The organism is Roseixanthobacter finlandensis (assembly GCF_043195105.2).
Lineage (GTDB): Bacteria > Pseudomonadota > Alphaproteobacteria > Rhizobiales > Xanthobacteraceae > NCEH01.
Map to the genome: position 1 here is coordinate 4,759,163 of NZ_CM195536.1, position 20,611 is coordinate 4,779,773.

At 62.4% G+C, this 20,611-nt stretch carries 20 protein-coding genes; 15 read left to right on the forward strand and 5 right to left on the reverse strand.

What is annotated here, in order from left to right; translation table 11 throughout:
• Positions 1 to 105: 105 nt before the first annotated feature.
• The 11 genes from trbB to V5G24_RS22270 are packed head-to-tail and all read left to right on the forward strand — an operon-like array spanning position 106 to position 9,762.
• Positions 106 to 1,089, forward strand: a complete 984-nt coding sequence (gene trbB / locus V5G24_RS22220) for a P-type conjugative transfer ATPase TrbB (protein ID WP_394083173.1) — start codon at positions 106 to 108, stop codon at positions 1,087 to 1,089.
• Positions 1,086 to 1,418, forward strand: coding sequence for a TrbC/VirB2 family type IV secretion system protein (locus tag V5G24_RS22225; RefSeq protein WP_394083171.1), 333 nt, complete (start codon positions 1,086 to 1,088; stop codon positions 1,416 to 1,418). The genes trbB and V5G24_RS22225 overlap by 4 nt, the downstream gene beginning before the upstream one ends.
• Positions 1,418 to 1,699, forward strand: coding sequence for a VirB3 family type IV secretion system protein (locus V5G24_RS22230; RefSeq protein WP_394083169.1), 282 nt, complete (start codon positions 1,418 to 1,420; stop codon positions 1,697 to 1,699). Before V5G24_RS22225 ends, V5G24_RS22230 begins: the two co-directional genes overlap by 1 nt.
• Before the next feature lie 10 nt (positions 1,700 to 1,709).
• A complete protein-coding gene (trbE, locus tag V5G24_RS22235) occupies positions 1,710 to 4,148 on the forward strand; it encodes a conjugal transfer protein TrbE (RefSeq protein ID WP_394083167.1) in 2,439 nt (812 codons plus the stop codon).
• Positions 4,145 to 4,900: a P-type conjugative transfer protein TrbJ gene (gene trbJ, locus V5G24_RS22240; protein ID WP_394083165.1), complete on the forward strand. Its 756-nt coding sequence runs from the start codon at positions 4,145 to 4,147 to the stop codon at positions 4,898 to 4,900. The genes trbE and trbJ overlap by 4 nt, the downstream gene beginning before the upstream one ends.
• Positions 4,901 to 4,923: 23 nt before the next feature.
• The gene (trbK-alt, locus tag V5G24_RS22245; protein WP_394083163.1) at positions 4,924 to 5,220 is read left to right on the forward strand and encodes a putative entry exclusion protein TrbK-alt; all 297 of its coding nucleotides are present in this window, start codon (positions 4,924 to 4,926) and stop codon (positions 5,218 to 5,220) included.
• Positions 5,221 to 5,222: 2 nt separating this feature from the next.
• Positions 5,223 to 6,581, forward strand: a complete 1,359-nt coding sequence (gene trbL, locus V5G24_RS22250) for a P-type conjugative transfer protein TrbL (RefSeq protein ID WP_394083161.1) — start codon at positions 5,223 to 5,225, stop codon at positions 6,579 to 6,581.
• Complete coding sequence (gene trbF, locus V5G24_RS22255) at positions 6,581 to 7,264, forward strand: conjugal transfer protein TrbF (RefSeq protein WP_394083159.1); 684 nt, start codon at positions 6,581 to 6,583, stop codon at positions 7,262 to 7,264. Before trbL ends, trbF begins: the two co-directional genes overlap by 1 nt.
• The gene (trbG, locus tag V5G24_RS22260) at positions 7,261 to 8,289 is read left to right on the forward strand and encodes a P-type conjugative transfer protein TrbG (RefSeq protein ID WP_394083157.1); all 1,029 of its coding nucleotides are present in this window, start codon (positions 7,261 to 7,263) and stop codon (positions 8,287 to 8,289) included. Before trbF ends, trbG begins: the two co-directional genes overlap by 4 nt.
• Positions 8,286 to 9,497, forward strand: a complete 1,212-nt coding sequence (locus V5G24_RS22265) for a TraB/TrbI/VirB10 family type IV secretion system protein (protein WP_394083155.1) — start codon at positions 8,286 to 8,288, stop codon at positions 9,495 to 9,497. Before trbG ends, V5G24_RS22265 begins: the two co-directional genes overlap by 4 nt.
• A gap of 1 nt (position 9,498) precedes the next feature.
• The gene (locus V5G24_RS22270) at positions 9,499 to 9,762 is read left to right on the forward strand and encodes a DUF2274 domain-containing protein (RefSeq protein WP_394083153.1); all 264 of its coding nucleotides are present in this window, start codon (positions 9,499 to 9,501) and stop codon (positions 9,760 to 9,762) included.
• Here V5G24_RS22270 and V5G24_RS22275 read toward each other — a convergent pair.
• Positions 9,671 to 10,675 carry a LysR family transcriptional regulator gene (locus V5G24_RS22275; RefSeq protein WP_394083151.1) on the reverse strand — a complete coding sequence of 335 codons (1,005 nt, stop codon included), beginning with the start codon at positions 10,673 to 10,675 and terminating at the stop codon, positions 9,671 to 9,673. The genes V5G24_RS22270 and V5G24_RS22275 overlap by 92 nt on opposite strands.
• Positions 10,676 to 10,698: 23 nt before the next feature.
• Positions 10,699 to 12,213, reverse strand: coding sequence for an FAD-dependent oxidoreductase (locus V5G24_RS22280; RefSeq protein ID WP_394083149.1), 1,515 nt, complete (start codon positions 12,211 to 12,213; stop codon positions 10,699 to 10,701).
• A 47-nt stretch (positions 12,214 to 12,260) separates the two neighbouring features.
• Here V5G24_RS22280 and V5G24_RS22285 point away from each other — a divergent pair, with 47 nt between their 5' ends.
• The gene (locus V5G24_RS22285; RefSeq protein ID WP_394083147.1) at positions 12,261 to 12,746 is read left to right on the forward strand and encodes a MarR family winged helix-turn-helix transcriptional regulator; all 486 of its coding nucleotides are present in this window, start codon (positions 12,261 to 12,263) and stop codon (positions 12,744 to 12,746) included.
• A 104-nt stretch (positions 12,747 to 12,850) separates the two neighbouring features.
• Here the strand turns inward: V5G24_RS22285 and V5G24_RS22290 are convergent, their stop codons facing one another.
• Positions 12,851 to 13,804, reverse strand: coding sequence for a quinone oxidoreductase family protein (locus V5G24_RS22290; protein ID WP_394083145.1), 954 nt, complete (start codon positions 13,802 to 13,804; stop codon positions 12,851 to 12,853).
• A gap of 209 nt (positions 13,805 to 14,013) precedes the next feature.
• Here V5G24_RS22290 and V5G24_RS22295 point away from each other — a divergent pair, with 209 nt between their 5' ends.
• The 3 genes from V5G24_RS22295 (at position 14,014) to V5G24_RS22305 (ending at position 18,269) form a co-directional block, all read left to right on the forward strand.
• Complete coding sequence (locus tag V5G24_RS22295; protein WP_394083143.1) at positions 14,014 to 15,309, forward strand: MFS transporter; 1,296 nt, start codon at positions 14,014 to 14,016, stop codon at positions 15,307 to 15,309.
• 211 nt (positions 15,310 to 15,520) lie between these two features.
• Complete coding sequence (locus V5G24_RS22300) at positions 15,521 to 16,696, forward strand: patatin-like phospholipase family protein (protein WP_394083847.1); 1,176 nt, start codon at positions 15,521 to 15,523, stop codon at positions 16,694 to 16,696.
• A 295-nt stretch (positions 16,697 to 16,991) separates the two neighbouring features.
• On the forward strand, positions 16,992 to 18,269 hold the full coding sequence (locus V5G24_RS22305) for an MFS transporter (RefSeq protein ID WP_394083141.1): 1,278 nt from the start codon (positions 16,992 to 16,994) through the stop codon (positions 18,267 to 18,269).
• 96 nt (positions 18,270 to 18,365) lie between these two features.
• Here the strand turns inward: V5G24_RS22305 and V5G24_RS22310 are convergent, their stop codons facing one another.
• Together V5G24_RS22310 and V5G24_RS22315 are read right to left on the reverse strand one after the other, a co-directional pair.
• Positions 18,366 to 18,884, reverse strand: coding sequence for a MarR family transcriptional regulator (locus V5G24_RS22310; RefSeq protein WP_509292268.1), 519 nt, complete (start codon positions 18,882 to 18,884; stop codon positions 18,366 to 18,368).
• The gene (locus tag V5G24_RS22315) at positions 18,859 to 20,373 is read right to left on the reverse strand and encodes an FAD-dependent monooxygenase (RefSeq protein ID WP_394083139.1); all 1,515 of its coding nucleotides are present in this window, start codon (positions 20,371 to 20,373) and stop codon (positions 18,859 to 18,861) included. The genes V5G24_RS22310 and V5G24_RS22315 overlap by 26 nt, the downstream gene beginning before the upstream one ends.
• Positions 20,374 to 20,611 lie beyond the last annotated feature (238 nt).

Genomic DNA, 20,611 nt, shown 5'->3' on the forward strand with positions numbered 1-20,611 from the left:
GCCGCTACTACGTCCAAGACCTTGTTGCGACGCCCTGATTTCTGCCTCTCTTACTCATCCCCGATCCAGGGCTGGCCGAACGGTCCCTGAACGCAAGGGGACGACATGGCGGAATCTCACCAGACATCACAGGCGACAACGCGGGGTGCGCGCATGCTGCGTACCGCCCTTGGCCCCGCCATCGCCCGGTTTCTGGAAGACCCGTCGATCGTCGAGGTGATGCTCAATCCTGATGGCCGGCTCTGGATCGACCGGCTTTCCGAAGGTCTGTCCGATACGGGCGAGAAGCTGTCGCCGGCAGACGGCGAGCGCATCGTCCGCCTGGTCGCGCACCATGTCGGAGCCGAGGTGCATCCCGGCTCGCCGCGCGTCTCGGCCGAGTTGCCCGAAACCGGCGAGCGTTTTGAAGGCTTGTTGCCTCCCGTGGTCTCGGCCCCGGCCTTCGCCATCCGCAAACCCGCCGTCGCGGTGTTCACCCTCGATGATTACGTCGCTGCCGGGATCATGTCGGTCGACCAGGCCGAGGCGCTGCGCGTCGCGGTCGCCGCGCGCAAGAACATCCTCGTCGCGGGCGGCACCTCAACCGGCAAGACCACGCTGACCAACGCGCTGCTGGCAGAGGTCGCCAAGGGCACGGATCGCGTCGTCATCATTGAAGATACGCGCGAGCTGCAATGCGCCGCCCCCAACCTCGTCGCCATGCGCACCAAGGATGGCGTCGCCTCGCTCTCCGATCTGGTCCGGTCCTCACTGCGCCTGCGCCCCGACCGCATCCCGATCGGCGAGGTGCGCGGCGCCGAAGCCCTCGACCTGCTCAAGGCCTGGGGCACCGGCCATCCGGGCGGCATCGGCACCATCCATGCCGGCAGCGCCATCGGCGCTCTGCGGCGGATGGAGCAGCTCATCCAGGAAGCCGTCGTCACGGTCCCCCGCGCCCTGATCGCCGAGACCATCGATCTGGTCGCCGTGCTGTCCGGCCGCGGATCGCTGCGCCGCCTTGCCGAACTCGCCTGCGTCGAGGGGCTAGGCCCCGACGGCGACTACCGCGTCACCCCTTCAACCCAGCCCCCAACAGGAGAACTCACATGATCCGTCATGCCATCCGTATCCGCCGTCATGTCGCGACGGCCGCCGCCGTCACCTATGTCAGCCTGTTCCTCGCACCCGCAGCTCATGCGTCGGGATCGTCGATGCCGTGGGAGGCCCCGCTTCAGTCGATCCTGCAATCGATCGAAGGGCCGGTCGCCAAGATCATCGCGGTAATCATCATCATCGTCACCGGCCTGACGTTGGCCTTCGGCGACAGCTCCGGCGGCGCGCGCAAGCTGATCCAGATCGTCTTCGGTCTGTCGATCGCCTTCGCGGCCAGCTCCTTCTTCCTCAGCTTCTTCAGCTTTGGCGGCGGGGTGCTCGTCTGATGGCGACGTCGCTGGAAAACCTGGCCGAGGTGCCGGGCTTCGTGGCCCCCGTCCACAGGGCGCTGACCGAGCACATCCTGCTCGGCGGCGCCCCGCGCTCGCTCGCCATCGTCAACGGCACGCTGGCCGCAGCCCTCGGGCTCGGCCTGCGGCTCTGGCTGGTCGGCATCGCGCTTGGCCTGCTCGGCCACTTCGCCGCCGTCTGGGCCGCCAAGCGCGATCCGCTCTTCATCGATGTGGTCCGCCGGCATCTGCGCATCCCCGGTCATCTCCGCGTCTGAGGACCCCCCCATGATGAATCTCGTTGAATATCGCCGCACCGCTACGCGCCTCGCCGACTTCCTGCCCTGGGCGGCATTGGCAGGTGACGGCGTGGTGCTGAACAAGGATGGTTCATTCCAGAGGACGGCGCGGTTCCGTGGCCCCGATCTGGACAGCGCCGTTCCCGCCGAACTGGTCGCCGTCGCCGGGCGATTGAACAACGCCTTCCGTCGCCTCGGAAGCGGCTGGGCGATCTTCGTCGAGGCGCAGCGCCATGCCGCCGCGACCTATCCGGCAAGCCGGTTTCCCGATGCTGCATCGGCCCTGGTCGACGCGGAACGCAAGGCGGATTTCGAGGAGGCAGGCAGCCATTTCGAGTCCAGCTATTTCCTGACCTTCCTCTATCTGCCACCCGCCGAGGACGCCGCTCGCGCCGAGACCTGGCTTTACGAGGGTAAGGCCGAATCCGGCGTCGACGCCCGCGCCATCCTCTCCGGCTTCATCGACCGCACCGACCGCGTGCTACAACTGGTCGACGGCTTCATGCCGGAGTGCGACTGGCTCGATGATGCCGAAACCCTGACCTATCTGCATGGCTGCATCTCGACCAAGCGCCACCGGGTCCGCGTGCCCGAGGTGCCGATGTATCTCGACGCGCTGCTCGCCGATCAGCCGCTGACCGGAGGGCTGGAGCCGCGTCTGGGCGATTCCCACCTGCGTATCCTCACCATCGTCGGTTTTCCCACGGCGACCACGCCCGGCATTCTCGACGAGCTCAACCGGCTGGCCTTTTCCTATCGCTGGTCGACGCGGGCCGTGATGCTCGACAAGACCGACGCGACGAAGCTGCTGACCAAGATCCGGCGGCAATGGTTCGCCAAGCGCAAGAGCATCGCGTCCATCCTCAAGGAAATCATGACCAACGAGGCCTCGGCCCTGGTCGATACCGACGCCTCCAACAAGGCCGCCGACGCCGACCTGGCGCTTCAGGAACTGGGCGCCGACTACGCCGGTCAGGCCTATGTCACGGCCACGGTGACGGTCTGGGACGACGATCCGCGCATCGCCGACGATAAACTGCGGCTGGTCGAGAAGGTCATCCAGGGCCGTGACTTCACTTCCATGCCTGAGACCATCAACGCGGTGGACGCCTGGCTCGGCAGCTTGCCAGGCCATGTCTATGCCAATGTCCGGCAGCCACCGGTATCCACCCTGAACCTCGCCCACATGATCCCGCTTTCGGCGGTGTGGGCAGGGCCGGAACGGGACGAGCATTTTGCAGCGCCCCCTCTGCTCTTCGGCCAGACCGAAGGCACGACCCCGTTCCGGTTTTCCCTTCACGTCGGCGATGTCGGCCACACCCTGATCGTCGGCCCGACGGGTGCGGGTAAATCCGTGCTGCTGGCGCTAATGGCGCTCCAGTTCCGCCGTTATGCCGGCGCCCAAATCTTCGCCTTCGACTTCGGCGGCAGCATCCGCGCCGCCGCGCTCGCGATGGGCGGCGACTGGCACGATCTCGGTGGCGGGTTAAGCGAAGGCGCCGCGGATAGCGTCGCGCTGCAGCCGCTCGCCCGTATCCATGACACCTACGAACGGGCCTGGGCCGCCGACTGGATCGTGGCGATCCTGTCGCGCGAAGGCATCACCATCACCCCGGACGTCAAGGAGCATCTGTGGTCGGCGCTGACCTCGCTGGCCTCGGCCCCGGTTCAGGAACGCACCATCACCGGGCTGGCGGTCCTGCTGCAATCCAACGATCTCAAGCAGGCGCTACGCCCCTACTGCGTCGGCGGCCCCTACGGCCGGTTGCTCGATGCCGAAGCCGAACATCTGGGCGGCGCATCCGTCCAGGCATTCGAAACCGAGGGCCTAATCGGCACCGGCGCCGCGCCCGCTGTGCTCGCCTACCTGTTCCACCGCATAGCCGACCGGCTCGACGGATCTCCGACCCTGTTGATCATCGACGAGGGCTGGCTGGCGCTGGACGACGACGGCTTCGCCGGCCAGCTCCGCGAATGGCTGAAGACGCTGCGCAAGAAGAACGCCAGTGTCGTCTTCGCCACGCAATCGCTTAGCGACATCGACAATTCCGCCATCGCCCCGGCCATCATCGAAAGCTGCCTGACCCGTCTGCTGTTGCCGAACGAAAGGGCGATCGAACCGCAGATCACAACGATCTATCGCCGTTTTGGTCTCAATGACCGGCAGATCGAGATCCTCGCACGGGCGACGCCCAAGCGCGAATATTACTGCCAGTCGCGGCGGGGCAACCGGCTGTTCGAGCTGGCCTTGAGCGACGTGGCGCTGGCGCTGTGCGCCGCTTCCTCGAAAACCGACCAGACCAGCATCGCACAGATCGTCGCCGAGCACGGCCGCGAGGGCTTCCTCACCGCCTGGCTGCGCCACCGCGACGTGGCGTGGGCCGCCGACCTCATCCCTGACCTTACCAACCTGGAGACACCATCATGACCATCCGCCGTTCCCGCGCGGCCTTCATCGCCGCCACCATCCTCGCCACTCCCCTGGCGCTGTCTCCGATCCTGACGACGCCGGCGCACGCCATCATCGTCTATGACCCGACCAATTATGCGCAGAACGTGCTTCAGGCCGCGCGCGCGCTCCAGCAGGTCAATCAGCAGATTACCCAGCTTCAGAACGAAGCGACGATGCTGATCAATCAGGCGCGCAATCTCGCGAGCCTGCCATATTCGTCGCTCCAGCAGTTGCAGCAATCCGTGCAACGGACGCAGCAGCTTCTCGCCCAGGCGCAGGGCATTGCCTTCAACGTCCAGCAGATCGATCAGGCTTTCCAGACCAAATACGCCAACGTCTCGCTATCCGCATCCGATTCCCAGCTTGTCGCCGATGCCCGCTCGCGCTGGCAGAACACCGTCGGCAGCCTTCAGGACGCCATGAAGGTGCAAGCGACCGTCGTGGGCAACATCGACACCAACCGCACCGAGATGTCGGCGCTGGTCGGCCAGAGCCAGGGCGCCACCGGAGCCTTGCAAGCGACGCAGGCCGGCAATCAGCTTCTCGCCCTTCAGGCCCAGCAACTCGCCGACCTCACAGCCGTCGTCGCCGCCAACGGACGAGCGCAGGCGTTGCAATCGGCTGAAGCGGCAGCGGCGGCCGAACAGGGGCGCGAGCAGCGCCGCCGGTTCCTTACCCCCGGCTCCGGCTACCAGCCGGGGAACGCCCAAATGTTCAACAACAACTGAAAGCCGAAACGGGGGAATCCACCATGGACGGCAAGATGCTCGCTCGCCTCGGCGCCGTCGTCTTTGTCGCAGTCGCGATCACCGCGACCGCGATCGAGATGACCCGCAAGGAAGAAGTCCCGGCGCCAGCCTCCACCCGGCAACTTCAGCCGTCCACCCCCGATCCACTGCGCGCCGGTCAACGCCGCTGCCAGCAGCTCGGTGAAGCCGCGACCCGCGACGCCGAATGCCTGGGCATCTGGGCCGAAAGCCGTGATCGCTTCCTCGGAACCCCGTCGCCAGTCGCACCGGCCGCTCCCCATCAGGACGAAGGACAATAATCATGGGCGGCACCGGCGTCATCGACCAGTTTCTTCAGGTCTTCACCAGCTACATCGACTCAGGGTTCGGCCTGCTCGGCGGCGAGGTCGCCTTCATCGCCACCACGCTGATCGTCATCGACGTGACGCTGGCCGCTCTGTTCTGGTCGTGGGGCGCCGATGACGACATCATTGCCCGGCTGGTGAAAAAGACCCTGTTCGTCGGCGTCTTCGCCTACCTGATTTCCAACTGGAACAATCTGGCGAAGATCGTCTTCGACAGCTTTGCCGGCCTCGGCCTCAAGGGTTCCGGCACCAGCTTCACCACGGCCGATCTGCTCCGCCCCGGCAAGGTCGCCCAGACCGGCCTCGACGCCGGACGGCCGCTGCTGGAGTCGATCTCCGGCCTGATGGGCTACTGGGCCTTTTTCGAGAACTTCATCCAGATCGCCTGCCTCCTGTTTGCCTGGGCGCTGGTGTTGCTCGCCTTCTTCATCCTGGCCGTCCAGCTCTTCGTCACACTGATCGAGTTCAAGCTGACGACGCTCGCCGGCTTTGTCCTCATTCCCTTCGGCCTGTTCGGCAAGTCCGCCTTCATGGCCGAGAAGGTCCTCGGGAACGTCATTTCCTCCGGCATCAAAGTGCTCGTCCTCGCCGTCATCATAGGCATCGGCTCGACCCTGTTCGGCCAGTTCACCGCAGGCTTCGGCGGCGCAACGCCGACCATCGACGACGCCATGGCCATCGTGCTGGCGGCGCTTTCCCTCCTCGGTCTCGGTATTTTCGGCCCCGGCATCGCCAACGGCCTTGTCTCCGGCGGTCCCCAGCTCGGCGCCGGCGCCGCTGTCGGAACCGGCCTCGCCGTCGGTGGTGCAGCCATGGCGGCAGGCGGCGCGGCAGGTCTCGCTATGAAGGGTGGTGCCGCGGCTTTGTCCGGTGGCGCGGCCGCCGTTCGCGGGGGCGCCGCCGCTGCCGGCGGAGCCTCTACCGCCTATGGCCTCGCCTCTGCTGGTCAGTCCGGCGCGAGCGGTGTCGCTTCCGGCCTTGGCGGCGTGGCGAAGGCAGCGGGCAGCGCAGCCGTATCGCCACTGAAGCGCGCAGCCTCGAAAGCCGCTGAGAGCGTCAAATCCAGCTTCTCGGGCGGCGCGAAATCCGCCTTCGAGACCACCGGCGGCTCCTCGACCATGGGAACGGTCGGCGGCGAGGCCGAAGCCGCTGCCCCGTCATCTCCCGCCGCCCCGAACGGCCCGCCTGACTGGGCCAAACGGATGAAGCGCTCGCAGGGCCTGTCCCACGGCGTTTCCGCCGCCGCCCATGCGGTGCGCTCCGGCGACAGCCACGGCGGCGGCTCTTCCATCAACCTTTCTGAAAGTGACCGCTGATGTTCAAACGACCCGCCACCCATTACGGCAAGACGCCCGAACCCGAGACCCCTTACCAACGCGCCGGACAAGTCTGGGACGAGCGCGTCGGCTCCGCCCGCGTCCAGGCGAAGAACTGGCGATATATGGCCTTCGGTTCGCTGATCCTGTCTGCCGGCTTCGCCGCCGCCCTCGTCTGGCAGTCGGCGCGCGGCACCATCGTCCCCTGGGTGGTGCAAGTCGACCGTCTCGGCCAGTCGCAGGCGATCGCGCCCGCGGTTGCCGACTATCGCCCGACCGATCCCCAGGTCGCCTGGCACCTGGCCCGCTTTGTCGAACAGGTCCGCTCGATCCCGGCCGACGCCATCATCGTGCGCCAGAACTGGCTGCGCGCCTATGACTTCACGACCGATCGAGGCGCGATGGCGCTCAACGATTACGCCCGTACCAACGACCCTTTCACCAAGGTCGGCAAGCAGCAGATAGCCGTCGACGTCTCCAGCGTGATCCGAGCCTCGCCGGACTCGTTCCGCGTCGCCTGGGTGCAACGCACCTATCAGGACGGCTCACTGGCCTCGACCGAACGCTGGACCGCCATCCTCACCATTGTCGTGCAGTCGCCCCGCGACGCCGAAAAACTCCGGGCCAATCCGCTCGGCATCTACGTCAACGCAATCAACTGGTCGAAGGAGCTGGGGCAATGAGCCGGCAGACGATGAACCCTGCCGGACTTCCGGCTTTCCGCAAAACCGCCATTCTGGCCGTGCTGCTGGCGACGACAGCGCTGGCCGGCTGCGCCACCATGAAGAAGCCGCCGGAAATCTCTTACGACGATGCCGCGCCCGCTGTGCAGACCGTCGATCCGGCCTCGCCGGTAAGAGTGGTCGAACTGCCGCGTCCGCTGCCGCTACCTGGACAGATGAAGCCGGTCGAGGAGTCCCGCCGCGCACCTGAGCCGACCGATCCGGCTGCCCGCGTCAATCAGGCCAATGCCGCCGCCCGCATCCAGCCAGTGCGCGACGGCTTCATCAACGCCATGCAGGTCTATCCCTATACTGGCGGCGCTCTCTATCAGGTCTATACCGCCGTCGGCCAGATCACCGACATCGCGTTGCAGCCCGGCGAACAGCTTGTGGGGTCAGGCCCGGTCGCCGCCGGCGACACCGTGCGCTGGATCATTGGCGACACCGAAAGCGGCTCTGGCGCGACGCGCCAGATCCACATCCTCGTCAAACCCACCCGCGCCGAGCTGATGACCAATCTCGTCATCAACACCAACCTGCGCACCTATCACATGGAACTGCGCTCGACCGAGCGCACCTATATGGCGTCGGTCTCCTGGCAGTATCCGCAGGACCAGCTCATTGCGCTGCGACGCCAGAATGTTGAAGCCCAGGCCCAGCAGCCCGTCGCGACCGGCGTCGATCTCGCCAATGTCAATTTCCGCTACGCCATCGAAGGTGACCGCGCGCCCTGGCGGCCGCTGCGCGCCTATGACGACGGGCGGCAGGTGTTCATCGAATTCCCGCGCGGCATTGGCCAGGGCGAGATGCCGCCGCTGTTCGTCGTTGGCCCGGAGGGCAATACCTCGGAACTGGTGAACTACCGTGTCAGCGGCCGCCACATGATCGTCGACCGCCTGTTCGCCGCTGGTGAGCTTCGCCTCGGTTCCGGCAATTCCCAGAAGCGCGTCCGCATCACCCGCACCGATGGGAGGCCTGCATCGTGAGTGAAGAAGAATCCCGAAAAGAGGACGTGGACGCGCCGCTGGTCGGAGCGCCGGGCGAACCGGCGGCGCCCATGCGTCTGCGCGCGGAAGCCCCACGCGTCACCCGCCTGTCGCGCAAGGTGCTGGCGGGCCTCGGGCTCGTCGCCAGCCTCGGTGTCGGCGGTGCGCTGATCTATGCACTCCAGACCCGCGATCCCGGCACCGGCAATGAGGAACTCTATTCCACCGACAACCGCGCCACGGCCGACGGCATCGCCGGCCTGCCGAGGGACTATACCGGCCCTGTCCTGGGACAGCCGCTCCCCGGTGATCTCGGGCGTCCCATCCTCGATGCGCAGAACAGAGGCCAGGCCGTGCCGGTCCCCGGCATGGCGGTTCCCGATCCGGGCCTCAGCGCCGAGGAGCAACGACGGATTCAGGAGCTGGAGGCAGCGAGGACCGCGCGGCTGTTCGCCTCGACGGAAACGCGGACGACGACATCCGCTGTCACGGCTGGCGACAACCATTCGCCTGCGCCACCGTCGCTGGCCAGTCTCGGACTAGGCCCGCAGCCTTCCACACCCAACGCCCAGGATCGCCAGCTCGCCTTCCTCAATGCCGCGGTCGACCGGCGCACCGTGTCGCCGGATCGGATCGCCGCACCTGTATCGCCTAACGTCCTGCAGGCGGGCTCCATCATCTCGGCCGCGCTGATCACCGGCATCCGTTCGGATCTTCCCGGCCAGATCACCGCCCAGGTGACGGAAAACATCTATGACAGCCCTACGGGCCGCATTCTGCTTGTGCCGCAGGGCACGCGCATCATCGGCGAATACGACAACGGCGTCGGCTTCGGACAGCGCCGCGTGCTGCTGGTGTGGAACCGCCTGATCCTGCCCAATGGCAAGTCCATCGTGCTGGAACGCCAGCCGGGCGCCGATGCCGAAGGCTATGCCGGTCTCGAGGATGGTGTCGACTATCACTGGTGGGACCTGGCCAAGGCCGCCGCTCTTTCGACCCTGCTCGGCGTCGGCGCAGAACTCGCCACCGACGACAATGACCGTCTGGTCAGCGCCATCCGCGATGGCGCGCAGGACACCATCAACGACGCCGGCCAGCAGATCGTCCGCCGTCAGCTCAATGTCCAGCCGACGCTCACGATCCGACAGGGTTTTCCGGTCCGCGTGGTTGTGACCCGCGATTTAGTCCTCGAACCTTACGGAGGCTGACATGACCAAGCTGAAACTTGGACCGATCACCGAAGACAAGCCGGTCAAGATCACAATCGATCTACCCGGCAGCCTGCATCGCGATCTGGTCGCCTACGCCGAAGCCCTGGCTAGAGAGATCGACCAACCGGCGACCGATCCGAAGCGGCTGATCGTGCCGATGCTGGAACGATTCATTGCGACGGATCGGGGGTTCGCGAAACTTCGCCGTGCGCCGGAACACGCTTCACGCCCTGTGAAGCATCCGTCAGACCCTTCGCAATGACGCACTCCCCACAGCTTTTCGAGATGACCTTCGCCAGGCTCAGAAACCGCCGGAAGGCGGGGTTGTCGTTGCGGGGCGACCAGACCGCGCAGAAGGGCAGGATCTCGCCTGCGAGCGGGCGATACACAACACCGGGGAATTGCGCGGCAACGGTCGCTTCGCTGGTCAGCGTCAGGCTGTGTCCACCGGCAACGATCTGCATCAGGGTGTCGCGATAGACCGCATGATGCTGGATGTCAGGGCTATAGCTAGGCTCGGAAAGATGCTTCACCAGATAATCGTGGATTTCCGGCCCCGACTGCGCCTCGCTGACAATGAATGCCTGGCCCCGAAGGTCGCTCCACTTGATTTCCGCCTTACCGGCGAATTCGTGTGCGATCGACATAGCCACATAGATCCGCTCGTTCCACAGATGCGTAACATCGCACCCCTCGACCGCAGGCGTGCCGGTCAAGAAGGCGACATCCAACCGATTCTGCTGGATCGCCGGAATGTGTTCGGAAGCGTCACCTTCGATATAGTCGATCCTCACCTCTGCATGGTCAGCACCGTAGGCATCTAGCAGTGTGGCAATAAAGCCCGATGCCATTGAGGACATCAGGCCTATTCGAACGATCCCCGCCTGCCCTCGCCCGACCATGCCAACCTCTTGCGCAGCATAAGTGAGTTGGTTCAACGCTCGGCGCGCTCTTCTTATGAACCGTTCGCCCGCAATAGTGAGGCTGACGCCGCCATGCCCTCGAAGGAACAGAGCAGCGCCAATCTCGTCTTCCAAGTCGCGGATTCGACGGCTGACAGTGGATGGCTGGACATTGAGCGCCCTAGCCGCACGCCGGACACTCCCAAGCTCCGCCATTGCGATGACGTAGCGCAAATGGCGGATTTCAAATCTGGGAGCCTTTGCGTCGTCCATAGCGCCTCGCATCGCGGATCAGCTCAGTACGGGAAGCCGTCGGTGCCTGTTAGTCCCACCTCCGTGAAGAACGTTTGTAGTGCGGCAGCCTCGTCTGCGGTCACTATCGCGGCGACATAGCCGTCAGGTCGGACCAGCACCCATTCGCCGGATGCCAATTTGTACGCATCGCGGAAATGACTGCCCACGTCCTGTAGCTCGCAGCCGGCTCCGACCCTGTGAATGTGCAACCCACGTCGCGGCTCGATAATATCGCGCTCTGTCTCGAAACCGATGAGCGTCCAGTGCGAGCCGCTGAACAGCTCGAAGAGGCGTCGGGAACATCCGGCCGCGCCACGAAGCGGTGCGTCAGGCGCCCGATCTCCTGCAAGCAGGGTGCCGACGCGACCGGAAGGATCAAGCGCAAGCGGCGACTGGGGATACCCTATGTCGAGCTGGCGCACCTCACGACCGCGCCGCATCTCTCCTCGTTTTGCGGCCTCGAGAAGGCCGGTCGCAAGCCCTAGCATCGCTTGGGCGATCGGCCGCCGCTCGTTTTCATAGCTGTCAAGCAGACGTTCCGAAGCACCATTGAGCACTGCCGCCAGCTTCCAGCCCAAATTGTAGGCGTCCTGCACGCTGGTATTGAGGCCCTGGCCGCCAGTGGGCGGATGGATGTGGGCGGCGTCGCCGACGAGGAGCGCGCGGCCGACCCGGTAGCGATCGGCAAGCCGGGCATTCATGAAATAAGCCGACGCCCAGGTCACCGATTGAACCTTCACGTCATTGCACGCGGTTCGCTCGGCGATCACTCGCTCGATCCCTTCGGCCGAGAGGTCGACTTCACCGTCCAGCGGCACGGGCGCCTGGATCTGGAACAGATCGGTTCCGGCGAGCGGGCAGATCGAGACCATACGCTCCATGTCGCCGTCGTTGAACTGATGCCAGGCCCCGCGGTCGAGGCCGGTCAGCGCCACGTCCGCCACTACTGCCCTCACACCGAGCGTCTTCCCGGGGAAATCTACACCGAGGGCACCCCGCACAAAGCTTCGGCCGCCGTCAGCTCCGACGAGGTAACGGCTGCGCACGATCTCTTCGCCGGCTGGTCCCACCAGGTGCGCCGTAACGCCTTCCTCGCCCTGCTCGAAGCCGATCAGTTCGCATCCGAATTCGACCTCTCGACCAAACTCCGCCAGCCGATCGCGCAGCACCCGTTCCGTCAGAAACTGCGGAACCATCAGCGCGATTTGATAGGGCTCTGCCGGCGTTGGATCGTCCTGCTCGGCCATATCCTTTTCGACATAGGTGCCATCATTCCGATACTCGCGCATCCGCGGATAGGTGCCGCCTGCCGCGACGATCCGGTCGATGATACCGAGGTCCTCGAAGACTTCCTGGGTTCGTGGCTGAATGCCCTTGCCGCGCGAACCTGAAAATGGCTGAGCCATCTTCTCGATCAGGCGGAACGGCACGCCGCGCCGCGCCAGGTCGATAGCCAGTGTCAGACCGGCGGCGCCGGCACCGCAGATCAGCACCGCCGTAGTGTTTTCATCTTCCATTACCGCCTCCAATGTGTATGATGCACATATCATCAGGAGGCTTAGGCGTGTCAATAAAAAAAGTGCAAAATGCACATATCAAGAAGTCACTGCCCGAGTTGCACCGGTCGCTCATTGACATTGCCGGGCTCATGAACCGCCCTGAGCGGGATGCGCAATTGCTGGAAATGGCCGGCCTTACGCTGGAGCGTGCGCTGTTTCCTCTTCTCGTGTCGATCGAGCGGCGGGGACCGATCGGCGTTGTCGAACTCTCCGACGGGGTTGGGCGCGACTACACCACGGTCAGTCGCCAGGTTGCACGTCTGGAGGCGCTCGGCCTCGTCGAGCGCCGCTCAGGCGCGACTGACAAGCGAGTGCGCGAGGCGGTCATTACACCGCGAGGGAAGGCTGCGACCGATGCAGTCGATGTCGCGCGGGAAAAAATGGTGCTGACCCTGTTTCAGGATTGGACGCGCGAAGACTTCGACGAGCTACTGCGGGTCATGCGGATGCTCGCCGACAGCATGGGTGCCGAGCCAGTTCTCGAACGTTGAAAATGACGCGAGAGGGCTGACGGATAGGGTGCAGCCAGCTCTGGCACGAGTGCCTCATTTCGCTACGCTCAACGCTTGCCTACGCGCTCAGTCGGACTCGGCCGTCAGACAGTGAATACAGTGCGGTTCTTGCTGTCGTCCGCATTCCACGCCTGGCTCCCGCCCGAAAGAGCGGCCGACTTGAATGCGATCTTGAAGTTTCCAGGCAGCACCGCTCGCAACAAGGCTGTCACCGCGCCGAGATGACGCTCAAGCGAAATGCTACCATGGCCGCTGCCCATGAGTTCAATTGGAGATGATCTCAGAACGGCGCTAGGCAGCGTGATATCCGCGCCGCTGACGGAGCCGATCTGAACGAAGCGGATCGGGATTGCATCCGGCCCGGCCTTGGCACCCGCGATCAGCAGGCGCTCTGCGCTAGGCCCCCAAAGATAGTCCACGACCACGTCGATTCTCTCTGCGAATTGTTCGATGAACCTTTGCTCAAGCGCGTCTCCATCTGCGACCAGTGGAATGGTCACATCAGCGCCCAGTGCAGCAACGTCGCGAAGAGCTGCTTGATCGCGGCCGGTCGCAATGACCTTTGCTGCGCCCATATGCTTGGCGATCTGAACGGCGAGCCTCCCTGCGGTCCCGGTAGCGCCGTTAACGAGAACAGTCTCGCCAGCCTTGAGGTTCGCGCGCTCCGCATAGGCGACCCAGGACGACATGCCGGGGTTGGCGATTGCCGCGGCCGTCAGGTCGTCAAGTTCGGGCGGTAAGGGAAGGCATTGGGCTGCGGAGACGACGGTCCGTTCGGCCATGCTGCCGAAGGGGGGCCGCGGCAGGACAAAATAAACTCTGCGGCCATCATCCAGCAGGCCTACCCCGTCAATGCCCGCGACAAACGGGAGCATCCTCGACGAGCTGTAATGGCCACCCGAGGCCCGGCTCTTGACCAACTGGCTCATCGCAGCGGCCTTCACGGCGACCCGCACCTCGTCCGGTCCGACGATCGGATCGGCAAAATCCATATAAATCGGCGACTGCCCGATTTTTTGAACAACCAAAGCCTTCATAGCGCTTCCCTCATCCATTGCGTGCACGATGCACATATAAGGGATGGAAAATAACGTCAACATAAATGTGTATTATGCACTTTTCTGTTGACGACCTTCATCTATCGTCGTTATGTGCATACTACACATTGATCAGGTGATGACAAATCCCTGCGCAGCGAATTTGGTCATCCGCGACGCATGTCCGGTCAACAGCAGGGAGTCGCGAGATGAACGTCGGCGCATCAATAGTAGGGAACGATAAGGCAACGCCAAGACTTGATTGGCGAGTGATGCTGCCGGTCTTCCTGGTCGTCAGTCTCTACGCAGCAAGTGCTGCCGCCGTTTTGCCAATCCTGCCTTTCTACCTCAAAGAAATGGGCGGAACGCCGCTCATCTTCGGTATTGTGATAGCCACGGAAGCTCTCACGCAGTTTGTGGCGGCGCCTCTTGTCGGTCAGCTTTCTGACCGCTTGGGACGAAAGAAGATCCTGCTGTCAACTCAGGCGGCTGCTTTCACCAGCCTCCTACTGCTCGCTCTAGCAAAGGCCGTGTTCCCGGTCCTGCTGGCGCGCATATTGTTCGGCTTCACAGCAGGGACTTTCACCGCTGCTGCCGCCTACGCCGCAGACCACAGTTTCCCGGCCAACCGCCGCCAGGCAATCGGCATTCTACATGCCGGTGTCGGGCTCGGTGGCATCGTCGGAGCGAGCCTGTCAGGCTATCTGTCCGGAATCTCGCTGACCGTTCCAATTTACGCCGCTATGGCGCTGTCGGCGGCCAGCCTCGCCGTGACAGCTATCTGGATCAAGGGCAGTTATGCGGCGTCCCACCGCTTCGATGAGTCGGCTCCAAACGAGGCTTCCCTCGGTAAGGTCTCATTCAGATCGATCGTCAGTTCTCCTTTGATCCGCGTACTTGTGATCGTACTTCTCTGCTACTTCTTTGCCTATGGCATGTATAGCTCTCAGATCGCCAATTACCTCCAGGCAACCTTTGTCAGTGAGGGCAATTCATTCGGACCTCGCGAACTCGGTTACATCTTGGCCGCGGACGGTGCTATCAACATCATCGTCCAGTTGTTCCTGCTGCAATGGCTCGGGCGGTACTTCACGGAACGTCGGCTGATCGTTCTCATATGCGCCATTGTGGCCATCGGCTACATCACTGTCGGCTTTGCGATGACGCTTCCGGTTCTCGTCTTTGCCATCCTTTGCGTAAGTGCCGGTGACGCTTTGGCCCGCCCCACCTTCTTCTCGGCGCTTTCCGTCCATGCCCCGCAGGAACGGCAGGGCATCGTCATCGGAACGACCCAGGCACTGATTGCGATGACGGATGTCATGTCTCCCGTTCTGGCCGGCTTTCTCATTGGTCAGGCGCTGTACGGGGTTTGGACGGGCGGGATTCTCGCGTTCGTTGCAATCGCAGGGGCAATCGCCTGGACGCGACTTCCGCAGACCGACCCTGAGGTAGTAGCAGGAGCGAGCCGTTCCAACGATCAAATGCCTCGAAACGCCGATGACTGAGGGCGACGGCAAGAGACGTCCCGCCGGTGAACCCTCGGCAATGCAAGATCATCCGGCATCTGCCCAGCGAAAACGATCGAACTCTGCTGGCGGGGCGCATTCAGTGACAAGCCAAATTCCGATTGAGTGCGCCAAGGCTGATATCCTGCCCTCGCCCGACATAGCTACGGCTTCTGCTGCCCAATATATCTCGCGCTCCTTGGCCGGCTTGATGTCTCCCAGAATTGCTCTAGGAACGATCCGCCGTTCAGTCTGCACAGTCACGTTTCTCCTTTTCGTTGCAATGATCCTGTCGGGATGCACCCAGACGTTGGAGCGCGCTTCCGATGCGCAAGAGGCCAATAATGCGTTCGTTGTCGGTTATGGCGAGATCCGCGCCCAGCGGTTTGCGTCCCGCAACGAAACCCTCACGAAGCATCGCGACTGGGCACTTACAGCGCAGTCCGATCAGCAAAACATCCTGATGATTTCCGGCGGGGGCGCCGGAGGCGCTTTCGGTGTCGGCGTCCTCACGGGCTGGACTGCCTCGAAAACACGCCCACACTTTGATGTCGTAACCGGCGTCAGCACGGGTGCACTGATCGCGCCATACGCGTTTCTCGGCACCGCCTACGACGACACATTGGTGCATCTTTATACCGGCGGCGTCGCTCAAGACCTCGTCGCGATCAATGGTCCGTTCGGAGTGTTCGGATCGAGTCTGCTCAAATCCGGGCCGCTGAAGAGACTCGTCGATCAATTCATCACGCCAGATGTCCTCAACGAAATTGCTGTCGAGCATCGCAAGGGCCGCCGACTGTTCGTCCTCACGACGAACCTAGATACTCAACGCGGCGTGATCTGGAACATGGGCGCCATCGCTGCAAGCGGAAACCCCGATGCGCTGAATCTGTTTCGAGATGTCATCGTTGCTTCTTCAAGTGTTCCGGGCGTCTACCCGCCCGTTATGATCCAAGCCGCGTCCAATGGCCGACATTTCCAGGAAATGCACTCGGATGGAGGCTCGACCTCGCAGATCCTGACTCCCCCGCTCCTCACCGCAAGCGCCCATCCTGCAAAAACGTCCATCCGACTACAAATCAATCTCTACGTCATCGTCAACAACGCACTCATACCGGAGTTTAACGTCACGCCGAACAGAACGGTATCCGCTCTCGGGAGAGCTTACTCGACTTTCCTTAAGTCCCAAGCACAGAGCGAATTGACTGCTCTTTACAACTACGCCAGTCGAACTGGGGCACGTTTGCAAGTAGGATCGATCGAAGCTCAAGTTCCCTATTCGATGCTCAATCCGCTTGATGGCAGTTATATGCAAGCGGTGTACAAGCTCGGATACGATCGGATCACTTCAGGAACCTTGTGGAAGAACACGCCGATTTTTCGCTAATGCTGTGGCATTAGCCAGTGCACCAATGGCTTCCTCACCGCGGGTCGCTGTCGCTCGCCGGGTTCTCGTAAATTCTCATTCGGCAGCCAGACGTGACGTCATTGCGACCAATTGTTGTTCGGTGAGACTACGGCAGTCCATCCGAAGAATGCGATAGCGTAGTCAAATAATGTGCATCATACACTTTTATCATTGACACGGCCTCGCCTCTGTCAACTATGTGCATAATGCACATAGAGGTAGACTCAGGATGACAAACGAAACTGATGCACGGCGTCCGACAGAGACAAGGACTGTGCTGCTGCCGATTTTCGCGGTCGTCGTCGTGGACACCGCCAGTGCTGGCCTTATCTTGCCCCTCCTGCCATTTTATGCGCAGGAGTTTGGTGCCACTCCGCTCATGATCGGTCTATTGATCGCAAGCTTCGCCATCTGCGAACTGTTTGCAGGGCCGATCCTGGGGAAGGCGTCTGACCGATACGGCCGCAAGCGTCTTCTACTGATCAGCCAAATCGGCACATGCGCGAGCTTTCTTATCCTCGCCTCAGCGCATAGTCTTCCCATTGTTTTTGCCGGACGCATCGTGGACGGTTTGTCCGCGGGCAACGTTGCGATCGCCATCGCTTACGTCTCGGATCGGAGCGAACCCGGAAAACGGCGCCAAGCTATCGGCGTCGTGAGCGCGGCGATGGGTTTAGGCACCATGATTGGGCCGGCCCTTGGTGGCATGCTCGCTCCAATCGGACCCGCCGTGCCTTTTTGGCTAGCTGCGGCCGTCTCTTGTGCCAGCATCGTATTGACCTGCGCTCTCCTCCCTGTTGACGTTCGCACTTCGTCCGGCGCCCGGGTCTGGAGCCGCGTCTTTGGGACGGGGCAACCGTCGGCAGCTCAATCGCATTTCGACGAACAAGCTGACGTCGTGGGGGCAGCCATTACCCCGTTGCCATCGAAAAGATTCTTTCGTGAGATCAGCGACCTAGTTAAGCTGCCAAATGTGAAGGCGCTTCTGACCGCAATCGCTTTGTTGTATATGGCGTTCAGCTTGTTCAGTTCGCAACTCGCTCTTGTGCTTCAAGCGCGATACCATTGGGGCGGCGAATCCTTTGGCCCGACAGAAATCGGGCTCCTATTCACTGCCGCCGGCGCAACAAACATTCTGATTCAGATTGTGGTGATGCGCGCCATTGGCTCGACTTTCCACGAGAGGACGGTCGCCGTAGCTTCGTTCGCCTTGCTTGCGTCCGGTTTCGTCCTCATCGGTTTCGGCAATACGATCCCTGGGCTGGCAGTTGGAGTTCTTGCGATCGCCTCCGGCGTAGGGCTGGCAAGACCCACACTCGTCGCAGCGCTAAGCCTTGCGGTGCCGCCCACCTCGCAGGGCGTTGCGATGGGGATGGCTCAGTCGCTTGCCTCCCTCATCAATATCATAGCGCCCATCGCGGGTGGGCTTTTGATCCAGCAGCAAAACTTCATAGGCTGGGCCGTGGCCCTCACCGCCATCGCACTGACTGGATTGGGCGCGGTTGGGCTACTCTCTATGTTCCCCAAAAAGTCTGCTTCCGAAAGAGTGTGATGAGACATCTGCAGGTTTTCGCGGACCGAATTAACCCGCAGTCGCCGAGCTTGGAGATCAGACCTGCTCGGCCGACACTACGACACGACACTTACCTCAGCTTCGATCATCGTCTCGAATGTTTGCATACATCCGCCTAAGAAAAGATAGTAAAACATTGACGTCCTCCGGCGAAAATCCCGCAAGGGAACGGTTGTTGCCTTTCTGAAGTAAATGTTTACTCTGTGGCAAAATCTCGTGAGCTGCGGGCGTCAGGTCAATTCGCTGTATGCGTCTATTCGAACTAAGCGGAGTTCGAGTTATGAAACCGTCTCGTTCAAGTCGCGCAAGCGTTTGGGCCATGGAAGGTTGTTCAACGTGGAGCAACCTCGCGAGATCTGCCTGTGTAGAAGCCTCGCCGGTCTTCAGCGCTGTCAACACGGGGAGGCTTCCCATCCCCAAGTTAAGAGGCCGTAGCTCAGCTTCTGCCAAGCGCGTCAGTTCCTGCGCCACCCGCTTGATATAAAAGGATGGCGACTGTCTGGGATCTATGTCGTCCATAGTGTGCCTGCCGCCGCCTTCCCATCTCCAATATTCGCCCGTTCGCTCATCAGCCCAACCACCTCTCCATCGCATCAGCCAGTGAGGCGCTAGTTGATGGCTCGCCCTCTGCCTCAACCCAAGCGACGTAGCCGTCCGGCCGAACGAATGCCGCCGCCAATGCTGGAATTGAGCCAAGCACAGGAAGGTGCCAGTTCAGCGAGTTGCCGTCGACGTCGGGGCTGACTTCGAAGTAGTCGACCGCCGAGATCCAGCGGTCTGGTACGACTGTTCCCTTCGTTTGATTGAAACTCAGCAAAAGCGGGCGCGCTGAGTGCATCAGCGTAAATGTATCCTGCTTCCCATGGTCCGTAAGCAGGGAAAGATTCGGCATGCGTCGTCCTACGAGGGGATGCAGATCCGCGCCCCATGGATACCGGAGCGCAAGACCGCTCAACGTCCCTGCCATCCCACGCATCACTTCCGGTATGTCGAGCCACATTCCAACGACGTTGCGCAATGCGTCGATCTGATGTCCAGGCTTGATGAGCGCCGTCTGCGCTCTCGCCAACTCCAGCACCCGCTCCGCGACCGGATGGCGCTCCTGATGATATGTATCGAGCAAAGGCTCGGCCGACGCGCCAGCTACAACTGCACCGAGTTTCCAACCCAAATTCACCGCGTCCTGGATCCCGAGATTGAGGCCTTGGCCGCCAATTGGCGAGTGCGTATGCGCGGCATCTCCCGCGAGGAAGACTCGTCCGTGACGGTACTGATCTACCTGTCTGCAACCATCCGCGAACCTCGACATCCAACGAGCCTTGAGCAAGCCGTAGTCGGTACCGAGACCTTCGAGCATAGCTTGACGTAACTCGTCCAACGTGACCGGCGCGTTCCGATCGTTCGGAGCGGCGAGTTTCATCAAGCTGACGCGATACCAATCCGGCTCCGCGCGCGAGACTTGGTAGGTTCCGATCCGTGTATTCCGCCCAAACGATTCACGTTCGTTGGGAGGATTACCAAGCTGAACATCGGCGACGATCCAGTGGGAAACTGGGTCATCTCCAGGGAAGGCCAACCCGCAGATTCGCCGCACGGCGCTATGACCACCGTCACATCCGACAACATACTGTGCCCTCAGCGCTCTCGCCTCGCCCCCATCGTCGACGATGAGATCCACGCCGAACGTGTCCTGAGCAAGGTGCAAAAGCTCCGTCGACCATCTGATGGGCACCCCAAGCTCCTCGACGCGTTCTCCCAATATCCGTTCGGTTTCAGACTGCGGCAGGATAAGAGCATCCGGCCAGTCCGGATCCACCTCTTTCGGCATCATGGGAAGACCCGAAAACAGCACGGCTGGAAGTTGGCGTCCCCGCTCGAGAAATCGTTGGGCCAAATTTCGCTGGCCGAATATCTCCATTGTGCGAGCATTGATGCCGGGAGCGCGTGACTCGCCAAAAGTGCCCGTGGAGCGCCGTTCGATCACCGTGACATCGGCACCTCCCAAACTCAACTCGGCGGCCAGCATCAGGCCCGTGGGGCCCGCGCCAACGACGATCACCTGCGAACTAGATCTTTCATCCATTTGACAATCCAAGGCTTGAACAAAGTTCATCATAGGTACCTATGATATGCAGCTATGTAAAGTCTCCTGAAATGTTTTCCGGCGGCGCGTCCCTCGCCTTTCTATCGCGAGACCAAAATGGCTGGCCTTAGCCATCGTGTCCTGCACTCGCGCTCCCGACAGGGTGCTGACCAACGGCAATTTGCCGACCGGTGCCGAGAAGATCGCCTCGATGCGGGCCCGCCGCCGCAATAGACTC